This window comes from Ferribacterium limneticum, assembly GCF_020510625.1.
GTDB lineage: Bacteria > Pseudomonadota > Gammaproteobacteria > Burkholderiales > Rhodocyclaceae > Azonexus > Azonexus limneticus_A.
This window is the reverse complement of the sequence record NZ_CP075191.1, coordinates 2,888,727-2,907,606: the sequence shown is the minus strand read 5'-3', so window position 1 is coordinate 2,907,606 and position 18,880 is coordinate 2,888,727. Positions and strand designations below refer to the sequence as shown.

The following is an 18,880-nucleotide window of genomic DNA, read 5'->3' as shown; positions in this document are numbered from 1 at the left end:
AAGGCCCATTCTTCGGAGTGGGCTTTTTGCTTTTTCGGCTCGCCGCTGGCCGGTTCTCTTCTCATGATTTTCTGTAGGCAACTCGGGCGATTGTCGTGATGTGTCGGGCTCGGCGTTTTTGAATAATGGTCTCCAGGGCAGCTGAGGGGTTGCCTCGTTTATCCAGGAGACAAAATGACAAACCACCTTCCTTCCCGACTTGCCCGGCCTTGCCATCTTGTCAGCCTGCTGGCCGCAGTTTTTCCTTGCCTTGCCATGGCCGATGCTGCGCTGACGCTGGATTCGGTGGTCGTTACCGGCAGCCGCATCGAACATAACAGCTTCGATCTGCCCGCGGCAGTCGATGTCGTCGATGCCGCCAGAATCGGCGCCGATCAGGCGCGGGTCAATGTTTCCGAGGCACTCGCCTCGGTGCCCGGCATCACGGTGCAGAATCGCCAGAACTACGCGCAGGATCTGCAGATTTCCTCACGTGGCTTCGGCGCCCGCTCGGCCTTTGGCGTGCGCGGCATCCGGCTGGTCAGCGACGGCATTCCAGCCTCCATGCCGGACGGGCAGGGGCAGGCCGCCACCTTCAATCTCGACCGCGCCGAGCGCATCGAAGTCATGCGCGGGCCGATGTCGGCGATCTACGGCAACCATGCCGGCGGCGTGATCCAGATGTTCACGCCGGATGGCAAGGGCGCGCCGAGCGTCGAGGGCAGCTTTTCAGCCGGCAGCTACGGCACCTGGAAAAGTGATATCAGCGCCCAGGGCGAGGTCGGCGGTGTAGGTTACGTCATCGATGCTTCGCGCTTCGCCACCGACGGCTACCGCGAGCACAGCGCCGCCGAGCGAGACCAGACCATGGCCAAGCTGACCTTCCGGCCAAGCCAGGATGGCAAGCTGACCCTGATTGCCAACACCTTCCGGCAGGATGCGCAGGACCCACAAGGGCTGGCATGGGACGAATTCAAGGGCAATCCGCGTGGTGTCGGATTCGAGTCGAATCCAGCAATTGGCCCGACGAATATCTATCCGGCGCTAACCTACAATACGCGCAAGAGCATCGACCATACGCAGGGCGGCATTAGTTATGAACACCGTTTCGGCGATCACTCTGTGCTGGTCTCGGCCTATGCCGGACAGCGCACAACGACGCAATATCAGTCCATTCCGATCAGCACACAAAAGTTTTCAGTAAAGCAGTCGGGAGGTGTTGTTGATTTCGACCGCGACTTTGCCGGTCTTGCCGGCCGGTGGACGGGGCGTTTCGGTCTGGCCGGCGGCCGCCTGACTACCACGGTCGGTTTCGATTACGAACAGGCCACCGATGATCGTCAAGGCTACGAAAACTTTGTCGGGAGCGGCTCGCCGGCCAACTGCACCGCCAACCTCTGTGGCCTCATGGGGAAGTTGCGCCGCAATGAGCAAGACCGCGTCAGCAGCTTCGATCAATATGCTCAGGCCGAATGGCAGGGCGAACGGTGGACCTTCAGTGGCGGCCTGCGCCACAGTCGCGTCGCCTTCAAGGTCGATGATCGCTATTTCGATGGAGCAAATGGTGATGATAGCGGTAGCGTGACTTACGAAAAGACCACGCCGACCGTTGCCGCCATGTTTCGTGTGACCGATGCACTCAACGTCTATGCCAGCGTGGCACGTGGCTTCGAGGCGCCGACTTTCAACGAAATGTTCTATTCGAGCGGCGGCGGCTCCTTCAACTTCTCGCTCAAGCCGGCGACCAGTACGCATTACGAAATCGGCGCCAAGGCCATGCTCGGCAACAGCCGCCTCGACATCGCCTTGTTCGAGGTCAAGACGCAGGATGAACTGGTCGTGCTGTCCAGCAGCGGCGGTCGGACGGCCTATCAGAATGCCGGCAAGACCGAGCGACAGGGCGTGGAGCTGGCGCTCGACAGCCGTTGGAGCGAGGGGCTGAGCAGCCGATTGGCCTACACCTACCTGAATGCCTATTACGACGAGAGCTTCCGATTTACGAGCGCTCCCCCAAATCCGGCGACCAAAACCGTTTCGGCCGGCAGCCGCTTGCCCGGTGTCGCCGCCCACAACCTGTTCGGCGAAATCGCCTGGAAGCACAAGCCAAGCGGCTTCCATGCCGCGGTCGAAGGCATCGTTCGCGACAAGGTTTACGTCGAGGATACCAACCAACGGCAGGCTGCGCCGGGCTATGCCGTCGCCAATCTCCGCTTCGGCGTCGATCGCAAGTACGGCCCGCTCAGCCTGCGCGGTTTCCTGCGCTTCGACAATATTTTCGACCGCCAGTACGTCGGTTCGGTCATTGTCGGCGATAGCAACGGCCGCTTCTATGAATCAGCACCGGGCCGTACCTGGCTGGCCGGGGTCAGTGCCCGCTACACATTCTGAATCCTGATTAGCAACGAACGTCAGCCAACCGAATCAAGCGAAGCGGGTGGGGCGCTGAACCGGCCGCGGCGACCAAGAGACGCTGGTTAAGCGTAAGCAGGTCGAAACGCCGATTGAAGCGGTAGCAGAAGGCGGTGAGGTAGCGCGCCGCGTACTTTTGGAAGTCGAAGGCATGGTAGCAACCCGATAAGCTAGTCTTGAGATTGCCGAGCACGGTGTTGACCCACTTGAATGCGGGAACCTCCCTCGGCTTACGTCCAGCCATGACTGTCGGGCGATGCGTGCAGCCGGCCTCGGCAACCGCAGCAAAGCAGGCCAAGCCATCGGAGAGCACCGTACTTCCCGAGGCCAGGTGCTCCTTGGCCCAGGCGGCCACTGCCTTTAGAGTAAAACCCGGCACCGGGGTGAGTCGCACCCGCAGCGGGCGGCCCTCATCCGTCAGGGAGACGGCAGCGACAAAGGCGACCTTGTTTTCGGAGCCCCGCCCGACCTTGCCACCCGTGCGCTCGCCACCCAGATAGGCATCATCGACCTGGACTTTGCCTTCCAGCGCATAGCGCGCCTCCCGGTCGCCCATGGCCTGCATCAGTTTGTGGTGAATCAGCCAGGCCGTGGGGTAACTGACGCCCAGTTGGCGCCTCAAGGCCAGCGCCGACAGGCCGGTCTTGGCTTGGCTGATCAGGTAGATCGCCAGGAACCAAGTGCTCAGGGGCAGCTTGGTGCCCTGAAACACCGTTCCGGCAATCAGTGACGCCTGATGACGGCAGGCGCTGCACTGAAAGACCTTGCGCGTACCATCCCGCAGTACATAGTGCCCCGTAGCTGCGCAGCGCGGGCAGCGAAATCCTTCAGGCCAGCGTACCGCTTCGAGCGCTTGTTCGCATTGCGCCTCGGTACCGTAGTCTTTGAGAAATTCCGGCATCGACAACCCCGGTTGAAATTGGATTCTGTTCATCGCCATGATCGCCACCTCTCGTTGTCCGATGGCAATCACTCTACGGGTGCTCAGTCTCACCAAGTGAGACTGGCTGACGATTGTTGCTAATCAGGTTCTGAATTGCCTCGTGTCTCAACTTGCCCGGCCGCGTGCCGGGCTTTTTTTGTCCACCGTTTTGGGTGTTGTTTTTTGGGGCAGTAAATCACCTGCTGTCCAAATAATGAGCATGCGGTTGTTCAGAATTCTTTTTGGGTGTTTCGGTCGATTATCTGTAAAACCTATTGCTATCAATTGGTTAATCTGATTGGTGATGTGTTTCCTCATCCTGGCATGAGCTTCGCAATGAAGGTGCATCCTTGCTGCCGCCGCTTGCGGTGCTTGGGGGGAAGTCGCCGTGCCCGAGGGGGTTGGGCGTATTTCGGTATAAATATCTGGAGACTATTCATGCAGAAGAAAATTATCGCCCTGGCTATCGCCGCCGCCACCTCCGGCGCTGCCTTTGCCCAATCCAACGTGACCATCTACGGCAACATCGACATGGGCTGGATGACTACCAGCGGCAGCAACGGTGCTGTGCCGGCCAGCGGCAACGTGGGCACGACCAACCAGGCTCGCAATTTCATCGGCCAAGCCGCCTCTTTCAGCCACCTCGGCTTCAAAGGTGTCGAAGATCTCGGAAATGGCCTCAAGGCGCTGTTCGATATTCAGTATCGTTTCAATCCCGACACTGGCGGTGGCCTGAACCAGGCGGGGCACTCTTACGTTGGCCTGACCGGTGGTTTCGGTACCGTCGTTGCCGGTTATCTCGACGGCCTGCGCTACGGTATTTATGGCAAGTACAACCCGTTCACCAACTACTCGGTCGGCAACTTCGCCTCGATGACCACCCAGTACGACCGTGCGGCCAACGCCATCGCCTACATCTCACCGGCCTGGAACGGCTTTACGCTGATTCTGGCGACGGCCACCAATACCCAGGGTAACGAAGGCAGCCTGCAAGGCGTTCATACTAACGGTGTCAGCGCCATCACTGGCAGCAGTAACGCCGATGACCGCCTGTTCTCTGTCAACCTGATCTACGCCAATGGCCCCTTGAGCGTCGATCTGGACTACGAAACCACCAAGGCGGCAGGTCTGTCGGATAGCCGTCTGTATGTGGCTACCGGTGGCGTTTCCTACGATTTTGGCTTCGTCAAGATCGGTGGTGTTTACGACGTGATCAAGGGCCAGCAGAACTCGCTGATTGGCGGCAATATCGATCTCGACGCCACCACTGCCGGTTTGCAGAATCTGGGTGGACTGGCGGCTGGCCAGGAATATGATCGCCGCAACTGGTTCCTCGGCGCTACCGTACCGTTCGGCAAGGCCAAAATGCTGGTCAGCTACGGCCAGGTCAAGGACAAGACCCTGAGCGATGCCGATGCCAGCAAGTGGGCAATCGGTGGTCGCTACGCTCTGTCCAAGCGGACCGAGCTGTATGCCGACTACGCCCATATCAAGAACGATCGTAACGCCTCTTTCACCATCAACCCGATGGGTAATTCGGCCGGGCTCTCCGGTACCGGCGTCAATGGCTTTGCCATGGGTATCAAGCATGCTTTTTAAGTTTTCTGGCCGGATTTCGAAGCTTCGATTCAGATAACTTCGCAGCCGGGAGCAAGTCTTGCGTCAGATGTCCTTCTTGCATCTGTTCGGGGCGTCCTCAAGGATGCCCCGTTTTTTCGCTTGCCTCCTGAGTCTCTGGATACTCCTGGCGCCACAGGCCTGGGCGACGGATGACGTCTTGACCTACGCCATCCCTGGCAGTGACTACCCGACGGCGCGCGACGCGCTGATCGAGGTTATCGAGGCTGAGGGTTTGGTGGTCGGGGCCGTGCTGCCGTTCAACCAGATGTTGCAGCGCACCGGGGGCGAGGGGGCGGCAACGCCATTCCTTAAAGCCGAAATCTTTCAGTTTTGCAGTGCTGCCCTAGCTTGGCGGATGGTGACCGAAGATCCGGCCCAGATTGCCCTTTGTCCGTTGTCGATCGCTATCTACGTGACGGCTGCCGAGCCCGAGCGGGTGGTGATGGTCTACCGTTCCCCGGGGAGCGCGACACCAGCCCGAGCTAAAGCCCAGGCTTTGCTTTTCAAGTTGGTCGAACGAGCCGGAGAACTGGCGAAGCTGCGCTGGTAAGGCGTCAGCTTCGGTGATTCATCAAGGCCTTCAGGCCATTAACGTTGAGAATCCGGATGTGCTTCTGCTGGACGGCAATATAGCCTTCTTCCTGGAACTTGGAAAAAGCACGAGACACTGTTTCCAGCTTCAGGCCGAGATAGCTGCCGATTTCCTCGCGCGTCATGCGCAGGTAGAACTCGGCGTGCGAGAAGCCGCGGGCGGTGAAGCGTTGCGACAGGTTGAGCAGGAAGGCAGCCAGCCGCTCTTCGGCGCGCATGGTGCCGAGCAGCATCATCACACCATGGTCGCGAACGATTTCCCGGCTCATCACCTTGTGGAAATGGTGTTGCAGCGTGTGGATTTCACGCGACAAACCTTCCAGGCGGGAGAACGGTATGGCGCAGATCTCGCTGTCTTCGAGCGCGATGGCATTGCAGGTATGGTGTTCGGTACTGATACCATCCAGCCCGAGCAGTTCGCCGGCCATCTGGAAACCGGTGACCTGGTCACGGCCATCTTCAAGCAGCACATCAGTCTTGAAGAAACCGCTGCGGATAGCGTAAATTGCATCAAAACCTTCACCGGCGCGGTACAGGTGATCGCCGCGCTTGATGCGACGACGGGTGGAAACCAGGTCGTCGAGGCGCTCAAGTTCCTCCGTGCTGAGGCCAAAGGGCAGGCACAGTTCGCGCAGATTGCAATTTGAGCAGGCCGTCTTGATGACGGACAGCGATATTTCCTGATTTAATGGGCGTGTATGTGCCATTGGCAACCTGCGTTAGCTTGATCCAAGTCAACCGCAAAACCATGCCATCCGAACATAATCCGATCAACTTTTGATGGCTTGCCTAATGAATTTCGCAACTGAAAACCTCGTCTTCGATCCGCAGATCATTCGCCGCTTTGACGTCAACGGCCCCCGGTATACGTCCTATCCGACGGCCGACCGCTTTGTCGAGGCTTTCGACTCCGATGCAGCCAAACTCTGGCTTGGCAAGCGCAACATCGGCGGGATCAGTCGACCTCTTTCATTATACTTCCACATCCCGTTCTGTAACACTATTTGCTACTACTGCGCCTGTAACAAGATCATTACCAAGGATCACGGGCGCAGCGCCAAATATCTGAAATATCTGGCCAAGGAGCTGGATATTCAGGCAGCGGCACTGGAAGGCCGCGACGGTGAGCACGAGGTCATCCAGTTGCATTGGGGCGGCGGTACGCCGACCTTCCTGTCGCACAGCGAGATGCGCCAGTTGATGGGCGAAACCCGCAAGCACTTCAAGTTGCTTGATGGCGGCGAATATTCGATCGAAGTCGACCCGCGCAAGGTGGATACGGCCACAGTCGCCTTGCTGGGCGAACTCGGTTTCAACCGCATGAGCGTCGGGGTGCAGGATTTCGACGAAAAGGTACAAGTTGCCGTCAATCGGGTTCAAAGCGAGGAAGAGACCTACAGTGTCATCCGTGATGCACGGGCCAACGGCTTCAAGTCGGTTTCTGTCGACCTGATCTACGGTCTGCCGCACCAGACGGTAATGGGGTTCAACCGGACGCTGGAGCGCGTGCTGGCGATGGATCCCGATCGCCTGTCGATCTACAACTATGCACACATGCCCAGCATGTTCAAGCCGCAACGCCGGATCAACGATGGTGATCTGCCGTCAGCCGATACCAAGCTGCAGATTCTGGCGCTGGCGATCAAGAAGCTGACCGATGCAGGCTATGTCTTCATCGGTATGGACCACTTTGCCAAGCCGGATGACGAACTGGCTGTCGCCCAGCGTCAAGGCCGCCTGCACCGCAATTTCCAGGGCTATTCGACCTACGCCGACTGCGACATGCTGTCTTTTGGCATCTCGTCGATCAGCAAGGTCGGGCCGACCTACTACCAGAACGTCAAGACTGCGGACGAGTACTACGATCGCCTCGATACCGGTGCCTTACCGGTCTTCCGTGGCATCGAACTGACCGCTGACGATATCCTGCGTCGCTCGATCATCCAGGCGCTGATGTGTCATTTCGAGCTCTCCATCGAGAGCATCGAAAGTGCTCATCTGATCGACTTCCACAAGTATTTCGCGGCCGAACTCGAAGACATGAAGGAAATGGAGCGGGCCGGTTTGCTCAAGATCGAACGCGAGTGGATCACCGTTCTGCCACCGGGACGCTTGTTGGTGCGCATCATTTCCATGGTCTTCGACCGCTACCTGCGGGCGGGACGCCAGCGGGCGACCTACTCCAAAGTCATCTGATTGCCGTGCGTAGTGCCGGGTGGGCAGAGTAAACTGCCTGCTTCGGTGACTACTGGTTTGTACGATGCCTGATTCCGGCTATCTCGCACTTTTTCTCGTTGGTCTGCTTGGCGGTACCCATTGCGTCGGCATGTGCGGCGGCATCGTCGGCGCCCTGTCGATGGGCGGTACAGCCCGTTGGTCCATGCACTTTGCCTACAATGGCGGGCGCATTCTTTCCTACGCAGCGGCCGGGGCTATCGCCGGGGCACTGGGGGCGGCCAGCATGGGTCTGGAAGGGCAGGTGCCGGCCCGCTTGATTCTGTATTTCATTGCCAACCTGATGCTGGTGGCGATGGGCCTCTATTTGCTCGGCGTCACCAAGGCGCTGGCCTTAACCGAACGGGCCGGGCAGAGCCTGTGGCGACGTCTGCAACCTTTGACCCGACGTTTCCTGCCTGTGCGCAGCGTGGTTCAGGCGTTTCCGCTGGGCGTGCTGTGGGGCTGGCTACCCTGCGGTCTGGTCTACAGCGCCTTGGCGACGGCGCTCAGCACGGGGTCGGCCGGGCGTGGTGCCCTGACGATGCTGGCCTTCGGGCTTGGGACCTTGCCCAATCTTCTGCTCGCCGGCATCGTGCTGGCCCGGCTCAACGAATTCGTGCGTCGCCCCATTGTGCGTACCCTCTCCGGCCTGTTGGTGCTAGGCTTTGGTCTATACGGATTCCTCGGCCTGATGCGTCTGTCAGGCGGGCTTTAGGATAGAAAACACCATGAAAATCTTGTTGCCGGTTGATGGTTCGGCCTGTGCGTTGCGTGCCGTTGAGCACCTGATCAGCCATGCGGCCTGGTTCCGCGACGTGCCGGAAATCCATCTATTGCATGTCCATGCCCCGATTCCGATTGGCCGGGTACAGGCCCACGTCGGCAAGGAAACCTTGCATGCCTACTATCTGGAAGAGGGGCAGGAACAACTCGTCGAAGCACAGCGGAAGCTGGATGCGGCCGGGCGTTTTCATACGACCCATATCCACGTTGGTCAGCCAGCCGAGGTGATCAGAAAGATGGCTGATGACCTGGCCTGCGATCTGATCATCATGGGGACGCATGGTCGTAGCGCGGTGGCGGGTATGGTCATGGGCTCGGTGGCGACGCGTGTGCTGCACCTTTCACCCTGTCCGGTATTGCTGGTCAAATGACCGACGAGGCTGACCGGGGCCGGGTTGTCGAGTTTGCCATTGGTGGCATGACTTGCGCTGCCTGTTCGGCGCGTCTTGAGAAAGTCCTGAACCGGCAAGCCGGCATGCAGGCCAATGTCAATCTGGCGGCCGAGCGGGCGCGGGTGCGGCTGACCGAAGCAGCCGATGAGGCTGCTGTCGTGGCGGCCGTGGCGAAGGCCGGATTTACCGCCGAATTAGTCGATGGCCAGACACGCGAACGGGAAAAAGCCGAAAAGCTGCGTGTCTATCAGCGGGAAATTCGGCGATTCTGGATTGCCGTGACGCTCACCTTGCCGCTGGTCGGGCAGATGCTGTTCATGTTCGGTGAACACGGTCATCTGAACGAATTGCCGCGCTGGCTGCAACTGGTGCTGGCGACGCCGGTGCAGTTCTGGATCGGCTGGCGTTTCTACGATGGTGCCTACAAGGCCCTGCGTGGCGGTGGCGCCAACATGGATGTGCTGGTCGCCCTCGGTACCAGCATGGCCTGGGGCTTTTCGACGGTGGTGACCTTGTTTGGTCTCAACCAGCACGTCTATTTCGAGGGCGGTGCGGCGGTGATCACGCTGGTCCTGCTTGGCAAGTTGCTCGAAGCGCGGGCCAAGGCCAGAACTTCCGAAGCCATCGAGTCGTTGATCCGTCTGCAGCCTAAGACGGCCCGCGTCGAGCGTGACGGACAGTGGGTGGAAATGGCTGTCGAGGCGTTGATGCCGGGCGATGTCTTCCTGGTTCGTCCGGGCGAAAGTGTGCCGGTCGATGGCGAGGTGGTCGACGGCGAATCGAGTGTCAATGAGGCCATGCTGACTGGCGAAAGCATGCCACTGGGCAAACGGGCCGGTGACAAGGTCTTTGCCGCTACGGCCAACGGGCAGGGCGCCTTGCGCTGCCGGGCCACCGGCGTTGGTGAGCACACCTTGCTGGCCGGCATTATCCGGCTGGTCGGTGAGGCGCAAGGGTCAAAAGCGCCGGTGCAGCGTCTGGCCGACAGGATTTCGTCGATCTTCGTGCCGACGGTGTGTGCCATTGCGCTGGCGACCTTTGTCGGCTGGTGGATTTATTCCGGCGACTTTGCCGAGGCCTTGGTCAATGCCGTGGCCGTGCTGGTCATTGCCTGTCCGTGTGCGCTGGGTCTGGCCACGCCGACGGCCATCATGGTCGGTACCGGGCAGGGTGCCAGGGCCGGGATTCTGGTCAGGAATGCCGAGGCGCTCGAACGGGCCGAGCGCATCACCGTGCTGGCGCTGGACAAGACCGGCACGCTGACTTGCGGCCTGCCGCAGGTGACCGATGTGGTGCCGCGCGCTTTGGCTGGCGACGAGGCACTCTGCCTAGCGGCCCTGCTTGAGCAGAATTCCGAGCATCCCCTGGCCAAGGCCGTTGTGGCGGCGGGAACGGCAGTCCAGACGGGTAGTGACGAGAGAAAAGTGGCCGGCTTCAAGGCGATTCCCGGTTGTGGCGTCGAGGGCGAAATCGATGGCCGGGCGTTGCGCCTCGGCTCGCCGACCTGGCTGGGGCTGGCGGCCGACTCGGTGGTCGGTGAGTTGCAGCAGGCCGGCAAGACTGTCGTGGCGTTGAACGAGGGTGAATCGACCTTGGCTATTTTCGCCGTGGCCGATGCCCTGCGACCCTCTTCGCGGCTGGCCGTAAGCCGATTGCGCGAGCGCGGCATCCGGGTGGTGATGTTGACCGGCGACAACGCGGCGACGGCGGCGGCCATTGCCGCAGAGGCGGGAATCGATGAATTCCGGGCCGGTATCCTGCCCGGCGACAAGGCGGCAGCCGTTCAGGAATTGAAGGCTGGCGGCGGGGTCGTGGCCATGGTGGGCGACGGTATCAACGATGCGCCGGCACTGGCGGCGGCGGATGTCAGCTTCGCCATCGGGGCGGGTTCGGATGCAGCTATCGAGGCGGCAGATTTAACATTGATACGCAGCGATCTGCTCGGGGTTGTCGATGCCATTGCCCTATCGGCGGCCACCTTGGGGAAAATCCGCCAAAATCTTTTCTTCGCTTTCATCTACAATGTGTTGGGAATTCCGCTGGCCGCCTTGGGGTGGCTTAACCCGGTAGTGGCGGGGGCGGCGATGGCGATGAGTTCGGTTTCAGTGGTTTCGAACTCGCTTCTGCTCAAGCGCTGGCGGCCTAAAAGCCAGGCTGGGCGGTAGGAATGGAGTTTCGATGACCATAGGGGTCGGGGAAAAGATAATTGAACAATTGTTTTCTGGTGGCAATGCGGGAACGGCGGGAAGCGCTGCGGCGATGACCGAGCAGGAAACAATGTTCCGAAGCACCATGGAGGCCGCTCAGGTCGGTATCTTCGTGCTTCAGAATCAGCGCTTCAAGTACGTCAATCCCTTCCTGTCGCGCATGTTTGGCTATCCTGCCGAGGAATTGCTCGAGCAGATGGGGCCGCTTGACCTCATCCTGCCCGATCAGCATGCCTTCGTGATCGAGCAGATGCAGTTACGGGCGGCGGGTGTCGTTGGCCACAATTATGAATTGACTGGAATACGCAAGGACGGCTCGACTTTCCCGATCATGGTGCTCGGATCGCCATCGCTTATCGGTGGGCTGCCGGCTTCCGTCGGCACCGTGCTGGATATTTCGGCACAGAAGGCGGCTGAACAAAGAATACGCGAACTGGCTGATTACGATGTATTGACCGGCTTGCCGAATCGCCGATTGCTGCGTGAGCGTTTCGAGCAATTGCTGGCGGCGGCTGAGCGGGAAAAATCCGAAATCGCCGTTATCTTTCTCGACCTCGACCATTTCAAGCGAGTTAACGATTCGCTTGGGCACAGCGTCGGTGACGAGTTGCTGTGCCAGGTAGCGCGGCGTCTCGATAGCGTGGTCCGACGTATCGATACCCTGGCCCGTTTGGGGGGGGATGAATTCATTTTCGCCATGCCGGGCTTCCACACGGCGGCGGCAGCTGAAGTGGCGCGGCGGCTGGTCGAGGTTTTTTCCCGGCCGTTCGAGGTGGCCGGGCATGAACTGACCGTGACCCCATCGTTGGGAATCAGCATCTATCCCCACGATGGTGGCGAGCTGGAAACCTTGCTCCGCAATGCCGATACTGCGATGTATCGGGCCAAGGAAATTGGGCGCAATGCGTTCCAGTTCTACGCGAGAGAAATGAATACAACGACGCTCGACCGCTTGCTGATGGAAAGCAATCTGCGGCGGGCGCTGGTTCAGAACGAATTTATCCTGCACTACCAGCCGCTGGTGAATCTGGAGACTGGCTTGATCATCGGTGTCGAGGCGCTGATTCGCTGGCTGCATCCGGAACTGGGCTTGATCATGCCGGACCGTTTCATTCATGTGGCCGAAGAAACGGGCTTGATCAATCCGATTGGCGACTGGGTGCTCTGCGAAGCCTGTCGGCAGGCAAAAGCCTGGTGCGACGATGGGGTGCCCCCGATCTGCATGGCCGTCAACGTTGCTCCCGTGCAGTTCCGTCAGGCCGGCTTTGTCGAGATGGTGGCGGGGGCGCTGGCCACCTCGGGTCTGGACGCCAGTCGCCTTGAGCTTGAATTGACCGAACGCACTGTGATGCACGATGCGGATATCAACTTAGGAACCTTGTCAGCCCTGCACCGGATGGGCGTCGAGCTCTCCCTCGATGACTTCGGTACCGGTTATTCATCGCTGGCTTACCTGAAGCGTTTTCCGGTCGGTAAACTGAAGATCGATCGCTCCTTCGTCAATGACCTCGAAACCGACCCCGATGACTGGGCCATCGCCTCGACCATCGTCAGCATGGGGCGCAGTCTGCGCATGACGGTACTGGCCGAAGGTGTAGAAAAAGTCGAACAATTGGCGCTGTTGCGTAAAATGGGGTGCGACATGGCCCAGGGTTACTATTTCAGTCGCCCGATGTCGGCGGATGGAATGGCCGATATGCTGCGTCTTCAACCATTTATCAACAGGTAAGAGCAATGGAAAACACCGTGATCAAGATTGGCGGCATGAGCTGCCAAGGATGTGTCAAGAATATCTCTGGCGTACTCAGCGCCCTGGCAGGCGTGAGCAGCGCCGAGATTTCCCTGGAGGCGGCCGAGGGCCGCGTTGCTTTCGATCCGCAGGTGGTGACCCGTGATGCCTTGGTCAATGCCATCGAGGACGCCGGCTTCGACGCCGAATAAAAACAGCTCAACAAGCATTTCCCGAGAGAACAGCCGTGCCGCAAGAAAAAGTAAGACTGACCCAGCTTTCCCATGGTGGTGGCTGCGGTTGCAAGATCGCGCCCGCCGTATTGCAGAAAATCCTGGCCGGCACCACGGGCAGCATCATTCCGCCGCAGTTGCTGGTCGGTACCGAGACCAGCGACGATGCCGCGGTCTACCAGATCAACTCGCAGCAGGCGATTGTCGCGACGACCGATTTTTTCATGCCCATCGTCGATGACCCCCGCGATTTCGGGCGCATCGCAGCAACCAATGCCATCTCGGATGTTTACGCCATGGGCGGGACGCCGCTCTTTGCTCTGGCTTTGGTCGGCATGCCGGTTAATGTCCTGCCGCTGGAAACCATCGGCCAGATTCTGCAAGGTGGCGAGGATGTCTGCCGGGCAGCGGGTATCCCGATTGCTGGTGGTCATACCATCGATTCGGTGGAACCGATCTACGGGTTGGTGGCCATCGGCCTGGTCAATCCGGAGCACCTGAAGCGCAATTCCGGGGCCAAGCCGGGCGACAAGCTGGTTCTCGGCAAGCAGCTGGGTGTCGGCATCTACAGTGCCGCGTTGAAAAAAGACCAACTCCAGGCCAAGGATTACGAAGCCATGGTCGAGACTACGACCCAGCTCAACACGCCGGGACCGGTGTTGGCCTGTCTCGATGGTGTTCATGCCGTGACTGATGTCACCGGCTTCGGGCTGGCCGGCCATCTGCTGGAAGTCTGCAAGGGCAGCGGCCTGCGGGCGACGGTCAATTACCAGGATTTGCCGGTCTTGCCCAAGGCCCGCGAGTTCTTGCAGGCCGGCCTGATGACCGGCGCTTCAGGGCGCAACTGGGCAAGCTACGGCGAGCGAGTGCGCATCGCCACCGGCCTCGAAGGCATCGCACAGACCTTGCTGACCGATCCCCAGACTTCCGGCGGTTTGCTGGTTTCCTGCTCGCCGGATACGGTCACCGAAGTGCTCTCCCTGTTTCTGCAGCACGGCTTCTCGCACGTTTCGGTCGTCGGCGAAATGGCTGAAGGCGAGCCGGGTATCGACGTCATCTGACGTTCCTGATGCAATAAACAACACTTTGCTCCCGTATTAATAAACGCTGGGCAGGGGCAAGTTGTTTCTAATTTGTAAATGCGATATATTCGCATTATCGTTTGCGCTAACCCGGTGAGTTCAGGATTCGATTCCTGACTTTCTCTCACCAGGGTTGGCGCGCATACGAACCCAACGTTCGGCAAGCCAGCCTTTATGCCAGCCAGCCATTACCGACTGACTACAAAAAGGTTTGCCTGTGAAAACTGCCAAAATGTCGGGGCGCAAGGCCTCGTCTGCTTCTTCCTCTGATGTCGCCCTGCCGTTCGGCAAAATGCTGCCGGTGGCAGCCGCTGTTGCCACGGCACTATTCACTATCGGTGGCTCAGCCTGGGCCGAGGATGACAAGACCCTGAAGGCGGTAACCGTCACCGCCACGCAGGACCAGCCGGATGGCTACCGCTCCACCAAGACCCGCGTCGGCAAGGTCGTGCAGGATCCGCATGACGTGCCGCAGGCGATCACCACGGTAACCCGGGCACTGATCGAGGAGCAGGAAGCGAACTCGCTGCGCGAAGCCCTGCGCAACGTTTCGGGCCTGACTTTCAATGCGGCCGAAGGCGGGCGGGCTGGCGACAATATGAACCTGCGCGGTTTCTATACCTTCGGCGACATGTATCTCGACGGCATTCGCGATACCGCCCAATACAACCGCGAAGTGTTCAATCTGGAGCAGATCGATGTGCTGCGCGGTGCGGCGGCGATGCTCTTCGGGCGCGGTCAGGCCGGCGGCGTGATCAACCAGGTCAGCAAGACGCCGATGCTGTACGGCATCAACAAGGTGGGTGTCGGTGTCGGCACCGATGGCTTTCAGGAGGTCAAGGCTGATTTGAACCAGCGGATTGGCGATACGACGGCCTTCCGCATCAATGTGATGAATCGCGATGAGGGTAGTGCTCGCAGCAATCCGTATACCGGCACGGAGCCGGAAATCCATCGCATGGGCTTCGCACCGAGCATTTCCTTCGGCTTGGGAACCAACCATGAAGTAACGCTGAGTCACTTGTGGGTCAAAACGCAGGATAGAGCCGACTACGGCATCCCCTTCGTGAATCGCAGGCCCAATGAAACGATGGCCAAGGCTGGCAATTACTACGGTGTCGATGCCAACTTCGATGACAGCGAGACCAATGTCTCCACCATGAATTACCTGTTCAAGATTTCGCCGGATACCCAGTGGCGCACTGTGCTGCGGGCAGCCAATTACAAGCGTTCATACTGGGCGGTGGCCGGGCAAAATACGCTGACCGCGAACAGCACACAGCAGCAGGCCAAGACCCGCCAGTTCGAAACCGACAACTATGTGCTGCAGAGCGACTTGAGCACGAACTTCATGCTGTTCGGCATGAAGAACGAGCTGGTGACTGGCGTCGAATATCTCAACGAAGACTCGATCCGCTGGTCCTTGCGGAACCTGGGAACGGCGACCAATCCGCTGTACAAGCCGGGACAGTTCACCTCTGCACCCCCGAGCAGCTACAAGGGCGATACGTATAGCGCCTACGTCCAGGACACGCTCGAGTTCGTGCCAGACTGGAAACTGACGCTAGGCTTGCGCCGTGACGAAATGCGCTCGGAGTACGTCTCGGTATCAGGCAACACGGCAACGTCGTTCAAGGGTGATTTTGGCGAGAATAGCTATCGGAGTGGATTGTCGTGGCAGCCGACGGCTGCCCAGCACTACTACTTGGGCTGGAGTGATTCATTCAGCCCGACATCTGACTTATACCAATCCTCTGGTAGCCAGTATCCGGCCGAACGCTCACGAGTCGTCGAGCTGGGGGCGAAATGGTTGCTTTTGGGCGGGGATCTCGCATTTCGGGCGGCGCTATACCACGCCACCAAGGATTGGGAGCGCAACACCGATCTCGATACGGCGGCTAACAATCCAGTCCTGACGAGAAAACGTGAATCCAACGGCTTGGAGCTGGAACTGGCCGGGCGCCTGACCGACAACTGGGAAGTGTTCAGCGGCCTGTCGTTGATCGATGCCGAGATTATTGAAGTGGCACCGAGCAACGGAAACGTCAACTTCATTGGCAAGATGCCGCGCAATACGCCAAAGAAGACGTTCAACCTGTGGACCACCTATCAACTGCCTTACGGCTTCAAGATCGGTGGCGGCATGGAGTACAAGAGTCAGCGTTACGGCGGTGCTCCGACGGGTACGGCAGCCTTCAATCCGAATTGGGTGCCGTCCTATACCCGTTGGGATGCCATGATTTCCTACGACCAGCCGAAGTACGCAGTCAAGTTCAACGTCCAGAACATTTTCGACAAAGTGTATTACGACGCCCTGTATGACAACGGCGCCTTTACAGTGCCCGGCCAGGCTCGCCGCTTCATTCTGAGCACCGAGTACAAATTCTGATCGCAACGGAGTCACGTTCATGAAAAAGCAATTGGCCCTGATCGCGCTAGCGGTGCTGGCGAGTGTTGGCGTGCGGGCGCAGGAGAAAGTCCTCAACCTGTATTCCGCCCGTCATTACCAGACTGACGAGAAGCTCTACGACAACTTCACCCGACAGACCGGCATCAAGATCAACCGGATCGATGGCAAGGAGGACGAGTTGATGGAGCGCATTCGCAACGAGGGGGGCAACAGCCCGGCCGATGTGTTCATCACGGTCGATGCGGCGCGCCTGGCCAATGCGGATGCGCTGGGCTTGTTTGCACCGGTCAGGTCGAAGCTGCTGGAAAGCCGCATCCCGGCGCACCTGCACACAGAAACCTGGTTTGCCTTCTCGACCCGGGCTCGCGTCATCATCTACAACCGTAGCGCGGTCAAGGCCGAGGATGTGGCGACTTACGAATCGCTGACTGACCCGAAGCTGAAGGGTAAGGTCTGCAGTCGTTCGGGGTCGCATCCCTACAACCTGTCTCTGGTCGCCTCGCTGATTGCACACGATGGTGAGGCGAAGACCGAGGAGTGGGCCAGGGGTGTCGTTGCCAACTTCGCCAGGGCGCCGAAGGGCGGCGATACCGACCAGATCAAGTCGGTCGCCGTGGGTGAGTGCGGGGTGGCGGTGTCGAATACCTACTACCTGGCACGCCTGATCCGTTCCGACAAGGTCGAAGAGCGCCGGATGATGGAGCGCGTCGGCATCGTCTGGCCCAACCAGGCGAATCACGGTACGCATATCAACATTTCCGGTGCCGGCGTAGTCAAGACTTCGAAGAACGTCGAAGCAGCAGTCAAGTTCCTCGAATACCTGGCCAGCGATGAGGCTCAGCGCTACTTCGCCGACGGCAACAATGAATGGCCGGTGGTGTCCAGTGTGGTGACCGGCAATCCGGCACTGGAGGCGATGGGCAAGTTCAAGGCCGACATGCTGCCGATTGGTGCCCTGGCCAAGAACGTCGTGGCGGCCCAGAAGCTGCTCGACCGAGCCGGCTATCGCTGAGAAGGAATGCATCAAATGATGATGACTATGAACAGACGTCACTTTCTTAAAATGCTCGGGGTTTGCGGCGTGCTGCCGCAAGTCGGGCTTGCTTCCGCCGCCGGGAGTGAAGCACGCTCGGCATTGATCGCTGCCGCATGGCGTGGGCCGAATCCCGGCGATACCTATTACGGCGGGGTGCTGGCGGCGGACTGGCAGAAGAAAAAGCTGGAAATTCGCCATGCTGTTCCGTTGCCGACGCGTCCGCACGGCCTGCTGCCGGAAGCGGATGGCAGCCTGCTGGTGACCGGAGTTCGTCCCGGTGCCTGGCTGATGCGCATCGATGCCCAAGGTGCAGTAAGCCGGCAGATCAGCCTTGAGGACGATGCCTCCACCGCGCGCCTGAATGGCCACGCCATCACCAGCCTGAGCGGCGACGTGATCTACACCACCGAAACCGATTTCAAGAGCGGCCGTGGCAGGATCGGCGTACGTGATCGCGTATCGCTCAAGAAAATCGACGAATGGGATACCCACGGCATGGAGCCGCACCAGTTGCTGCTCGATGCTGACGGCCATCTGATGATCGCCAATGGCGGCATTCCGCGGACGCCGACCGACAAGAAATTCGACCTGCAACGCATGGATTCCTCGCTGGTCAGGCTCGATGGCGCGAATGGAAAGCTCCTGCGCAAATGGACGGTGGACGATTCCCGACTTAGCCTCAGACATCTGGCCTGGAGCCATTCCACGACCGGTCGTGCTTACCTCGGTGTGGCCATGCAGGCCGAGCATGACGATGCTGCCCGGCGAGCTGCGGCGCCGATTCTTGCCGTACTGGATGGCGACGAACTGCTGATGCCGACCCGGGCAAGTGATGGCGCGGGCTACGCGGGCGATATCGCGGCCGCCTACAACGGTGGTTTTGCCCTGTCCAGCAACCAGGTTGGCCTGGCGCAGCTCTGGCATCCGGGTGCTCCCGACAAGCTGGTACCGATTGTCGAGCTGCAGGAAGCCTATGCACTGACTGAATGGTCTGGACCGAATCCCGGAGGTGGCGTGCTGGTGGGCACCGGTTTGGGGCTGGTGCGCTGGCACCCGACCGCCAAGGCAGTCTTCCTGCCCTGGCCGAAGCCGATGGCGCTGGATAACCACTGGACGCTGATCAGCGAGGCGTGATCATGGCCGGCCGGTATCTGCTGAATCAGCTGGCAATGCAGTGGGCGGGCCTTGATATCAGGGGTAGGACCAAAATGGCGGTGTACCCCCGTTGAAACGAAAAAGCGGAAGCCAATTAGCTTCCGCTTTTTTGTTC

At 59.6% G+C, this 18,880-nt stretch carries 15 protein-coding genes; 13 read left to right on the top strand and 2 right to left on the bottom strand.

Annotated elements, in window-relative coordinates:
• Nucleotides 1–174: 174 nt before the first annotated feature.
• Entirely contained in the window at nucleotides 175–2,367 is a 2,193-nt protein-coding gene (locus KI617_RS13955; RefSeq protein ID WP_226447232.1) for a TonB-dependent receptor family protein, read from the top strand.
• 7 nt (nucleotides 2,368–2,374) lie between these two features.
• On the opposite strand, the gene KI617_RS13950 is transcribed toward KI617_RS13955, so the two are convergent.
• A complete protein-coding gene (locus tag KI617_RS13950) occupies nucleotides 2,375–3,328 on the bottom strand; it encodes an IS1595 family transposase (RefSeq protein ID WP_226447230.1) in 954 nt (317 codons plus the stop codon).
• 420 nt (nucleotides 3,329–3,748) lie between these two features.
• Between KI617_RS13950 and KI617_RS13945 the strand changes: the two genes are divergently transcribed.
• Nucleotides 3,749–4,909, top strand: a complete 1,161-nt coding sequence (locus KI617_RS13945) for a porin (protein ID WP_226447220.1) — start codon at nucleotides 3,749–3,751, stop codon at nucleotides 4,907–4,909.
• A gap of 178 nt (nucleotides 4,910–5,087) precedes the next feature.
• Nucleotides 5,088–5,480 carry a DUF302 domain-containing protein gene (locus tag KI617_RS13940; protein ID WP_226447218.1) on the top strand — a complete coding sequence of 131 codons (393 nt, stop codon included), beginning with the start codon at nucleotides 5,088–5,090 and terminating at the stop codon, nucleotides 5,478–5,480.
• A 4-nt stretch (nucleotides 5,481–5,484) separates the two neighbouring features.
• On the opposite strand, the gene fnr is transcribed toward KI617_RS13940, so the two are convergent.
• A complete protein-coding gene (gene fnr / locus KI617_RS13935; protein ID WP_226447216.1) occupies nucleotides 5,485–6,228 on the bottom strand; it encodes a fumarate/nitrate reduction transcriptional regulator Fnr in 744 nt (247 codons plus the stop codon).
• Between the two features lie 85 nt (nucleotides 6,229–6,313).
• On the opposite strand from fnr, the gene hemN reads away from it, so the two are divergent.
• From hemN to KI617_RS13885, 10 genes are all read left to right on the top strand, one after another.
• On the top strand, nucleotides 6,314–7,717 hold the full coding sequence (gene hemN, locus KI617_RS13930; RefSeq protein WP_226447214.1) for an oxygen-independent coproporphyrinogen III oxidase: 1,404 nt from the start codon (nucleotides 6,314–6,316) through the stop codon (nucleotides 7,715–7,717).
• Between the two features lie 64 nt (nucleotides 7,718–7,781).
• A complete protein-coding gene (locus tag KI617_RS13925; protein ID WP_226447212.1) occupies nucleotides 7,782–8,453 on the top strand; it encodes a sulfite exporter TauE/SafE family protein in 672 nt (223 codons plus the stop codon).
• Between the two features lie 13 nt (nucleotides 8,454–8,466).
• The gene (locus KI617_RS13920; RefSeq protein WP_226447210.1) at nucleotides 8,467–8,892 is read left to right on the top strand and encodes a universal stress protein; all 426 of its coding nucleotides are present in this window, start codon (nucleotides 8,467–8,469) and stop codon (nucleotides 8,890–8,892) included.
• Nucleotides 8,889–11,078, top strand: coding sequence for a heavy metal translocating P-type ATPase (locus tag KI617_RS13915; RefSeq protein ID WP_226447209.1), 2,190 nt, complete (start codon nucleotides 8,889–8,891; stop codon nucleotides 11,076–11,078). Before KI617_RS13920 ends, KI617_RS13915 begins: the two co-directional genes overlap by 4 nt.
• A gap of 13 nt (nucleotides 11,079–11,091) precedes the next feature.
• Complete coding sequence (locus KI617_RS13910; RefSeq protein WP_226447207.1) at nucleotides 11,092–12,849, top strand: putative bifunctional diguanylate cyclase/phosphodiesterase; 1,758 nt, start codon at nucleotides 11,092–11,094, stop codon at nucleotides 12,847–12,849.
• Nucleotides 12,850–12,854: 5 nt separating this feature from the next.
• On the top strand, nucleotides 12,855–13,061 hold the full coding sequence (locus KI617_RS13905; RefSeq protein WP_226447205.1) for a heavy-metal-associated domain-containing protein: 207 nt from the start codon (nucleotides 12,855–12,857) through the stop codon (nucleotides 13,059–13,061).
• A 35-nt stretch (nucleotides 13,062–13,096) separates the two neighbouring features.
• Nucleotides 13,097–14,143: a selenide, water dikinase SelD gene (gene selD / locus KI617_RS13900; protein WP_226447203.1), complete on the top strand. Its 1,047-nt coding sequence runs from the start codon at nucleotides 13,097–13,099 to the stop codon at nucleotides 14,141–14,143.
• Nucleotides 14,144–14,381: 238 nt separating this feature from the next.
• A complete protein-coding gene (locus tag KI617_RS13895; RefSeq protein WP_226447201.1) occupies nucleotides 14,382–16,553 on the top strand; it encodes a TonB-dependent receptor in 2,172 nt (723 codons plus the stop codon).
• 19 nt (nucleotides 16,554–16,572) lie between these two features.
• Entirely contained in the window at nucleotides 16,573–17,586 is a 1,014-nt protein-coding gene (locus tag KI617_RS13890; protein WP_226447199.1) for a Fe(3+) ABC transporter substrate-binding protein, read from the top strand.
• Nucleotides 17,587–17,613: 27 nt separating this feature from the next.
• Complete coding sequence (locus KI617_RS13885) at nucleotides 17,614–18,744, top strand: DUF1513 domain-containing protein (RefSeq protein ID WP_226447197.1); 1,131 nt, start codon at nucleotides 17,614–17,616, stop codon at nucleotides 18,742–18,744.
• Nucleotides 18,745–18,880: the final 136 nt, after the last annotated feature.

Coding starts and splice junctions, on each gene's coding strand:
- KI617_RS13955 (WP_226447232.1), top strand. CDS start 175: ATGACAAACCACCTTCCTTCCCGACTTGCCCGGCCTTGCCATCTTGTC.
- KI617_RS13950 (WP_226447230.1), bottom strand. CDS start 3,328: ATGGCGATGAACAGAATCCAATTTCAACCGGGGTTGTCGATGCCGGAA.
- KI617_RS13945 (WP_226447220.1), top strand. CDS start 3,749: ATGCAGAAGAAAATTATCGCCCTGGCTATCGCCGCCGCCACCTCCGGC.
- fnr (WP_226447216.1), bottom strand. CDS start 6,228: ATGGCACATACACGCCCATTAAATCAGGAAATATCGCTGTCCGTCATC.
- hemN (WP_226447214.1), top strand. CDS start 6,314: ATGAATTTCGCAACTGAAAACCTCGTCTTCGATCCGCAGATCATTCGC.
- KI617_RS13925 (WP_226447212.1), top strand. CDS start 7,782: ATGCCTGATTCCGGCTATCTCGCACTTTTTCTCGTTGGTCTGCTTGGC.
- KI617_RS13920 (WP_226447210.1), top strand. CDS start 8,467: ATGAAAATCTTGTTGCCGGTTGATGGTTCGGCCTGTGCGTTGCGTGCC.
- KI617_RS13915 (WP_226447209.1), top strand. CDS start 8,889: ATGACCGACGAGGCTGACCGGGGCCGGGTTGTCGAGTTTGCCATTGGT.
- KI617_RS13910 (WP_226447207.1), top strand. CDS start 11,092: ATGACCATAGGGGTCGGGGAAAAGATAATTGAACAATTGTTTTCTGGT.
- KI617_RS13905 (WP_226447205.1), top strand. CDS start 12,855: ATGGAAAACACCGTGATCAAGATTGGCGGCATGAGCTGCCAAGGATGT.
- KI617_RS13890 (WP_226447199.1), top strand. CDS start 16,573: ATGAAAAAGCAATTGGCCCTGATCGCGCTAGCGGTGCTGGCGAGTGTT.
- KI617_RS13885 (WP_226447197.1), top strand. CDS start 17,614: ATGAACAGACGTCACTTTCTTAAAATGCTCGGGGTTTGCGGCGTGCTG.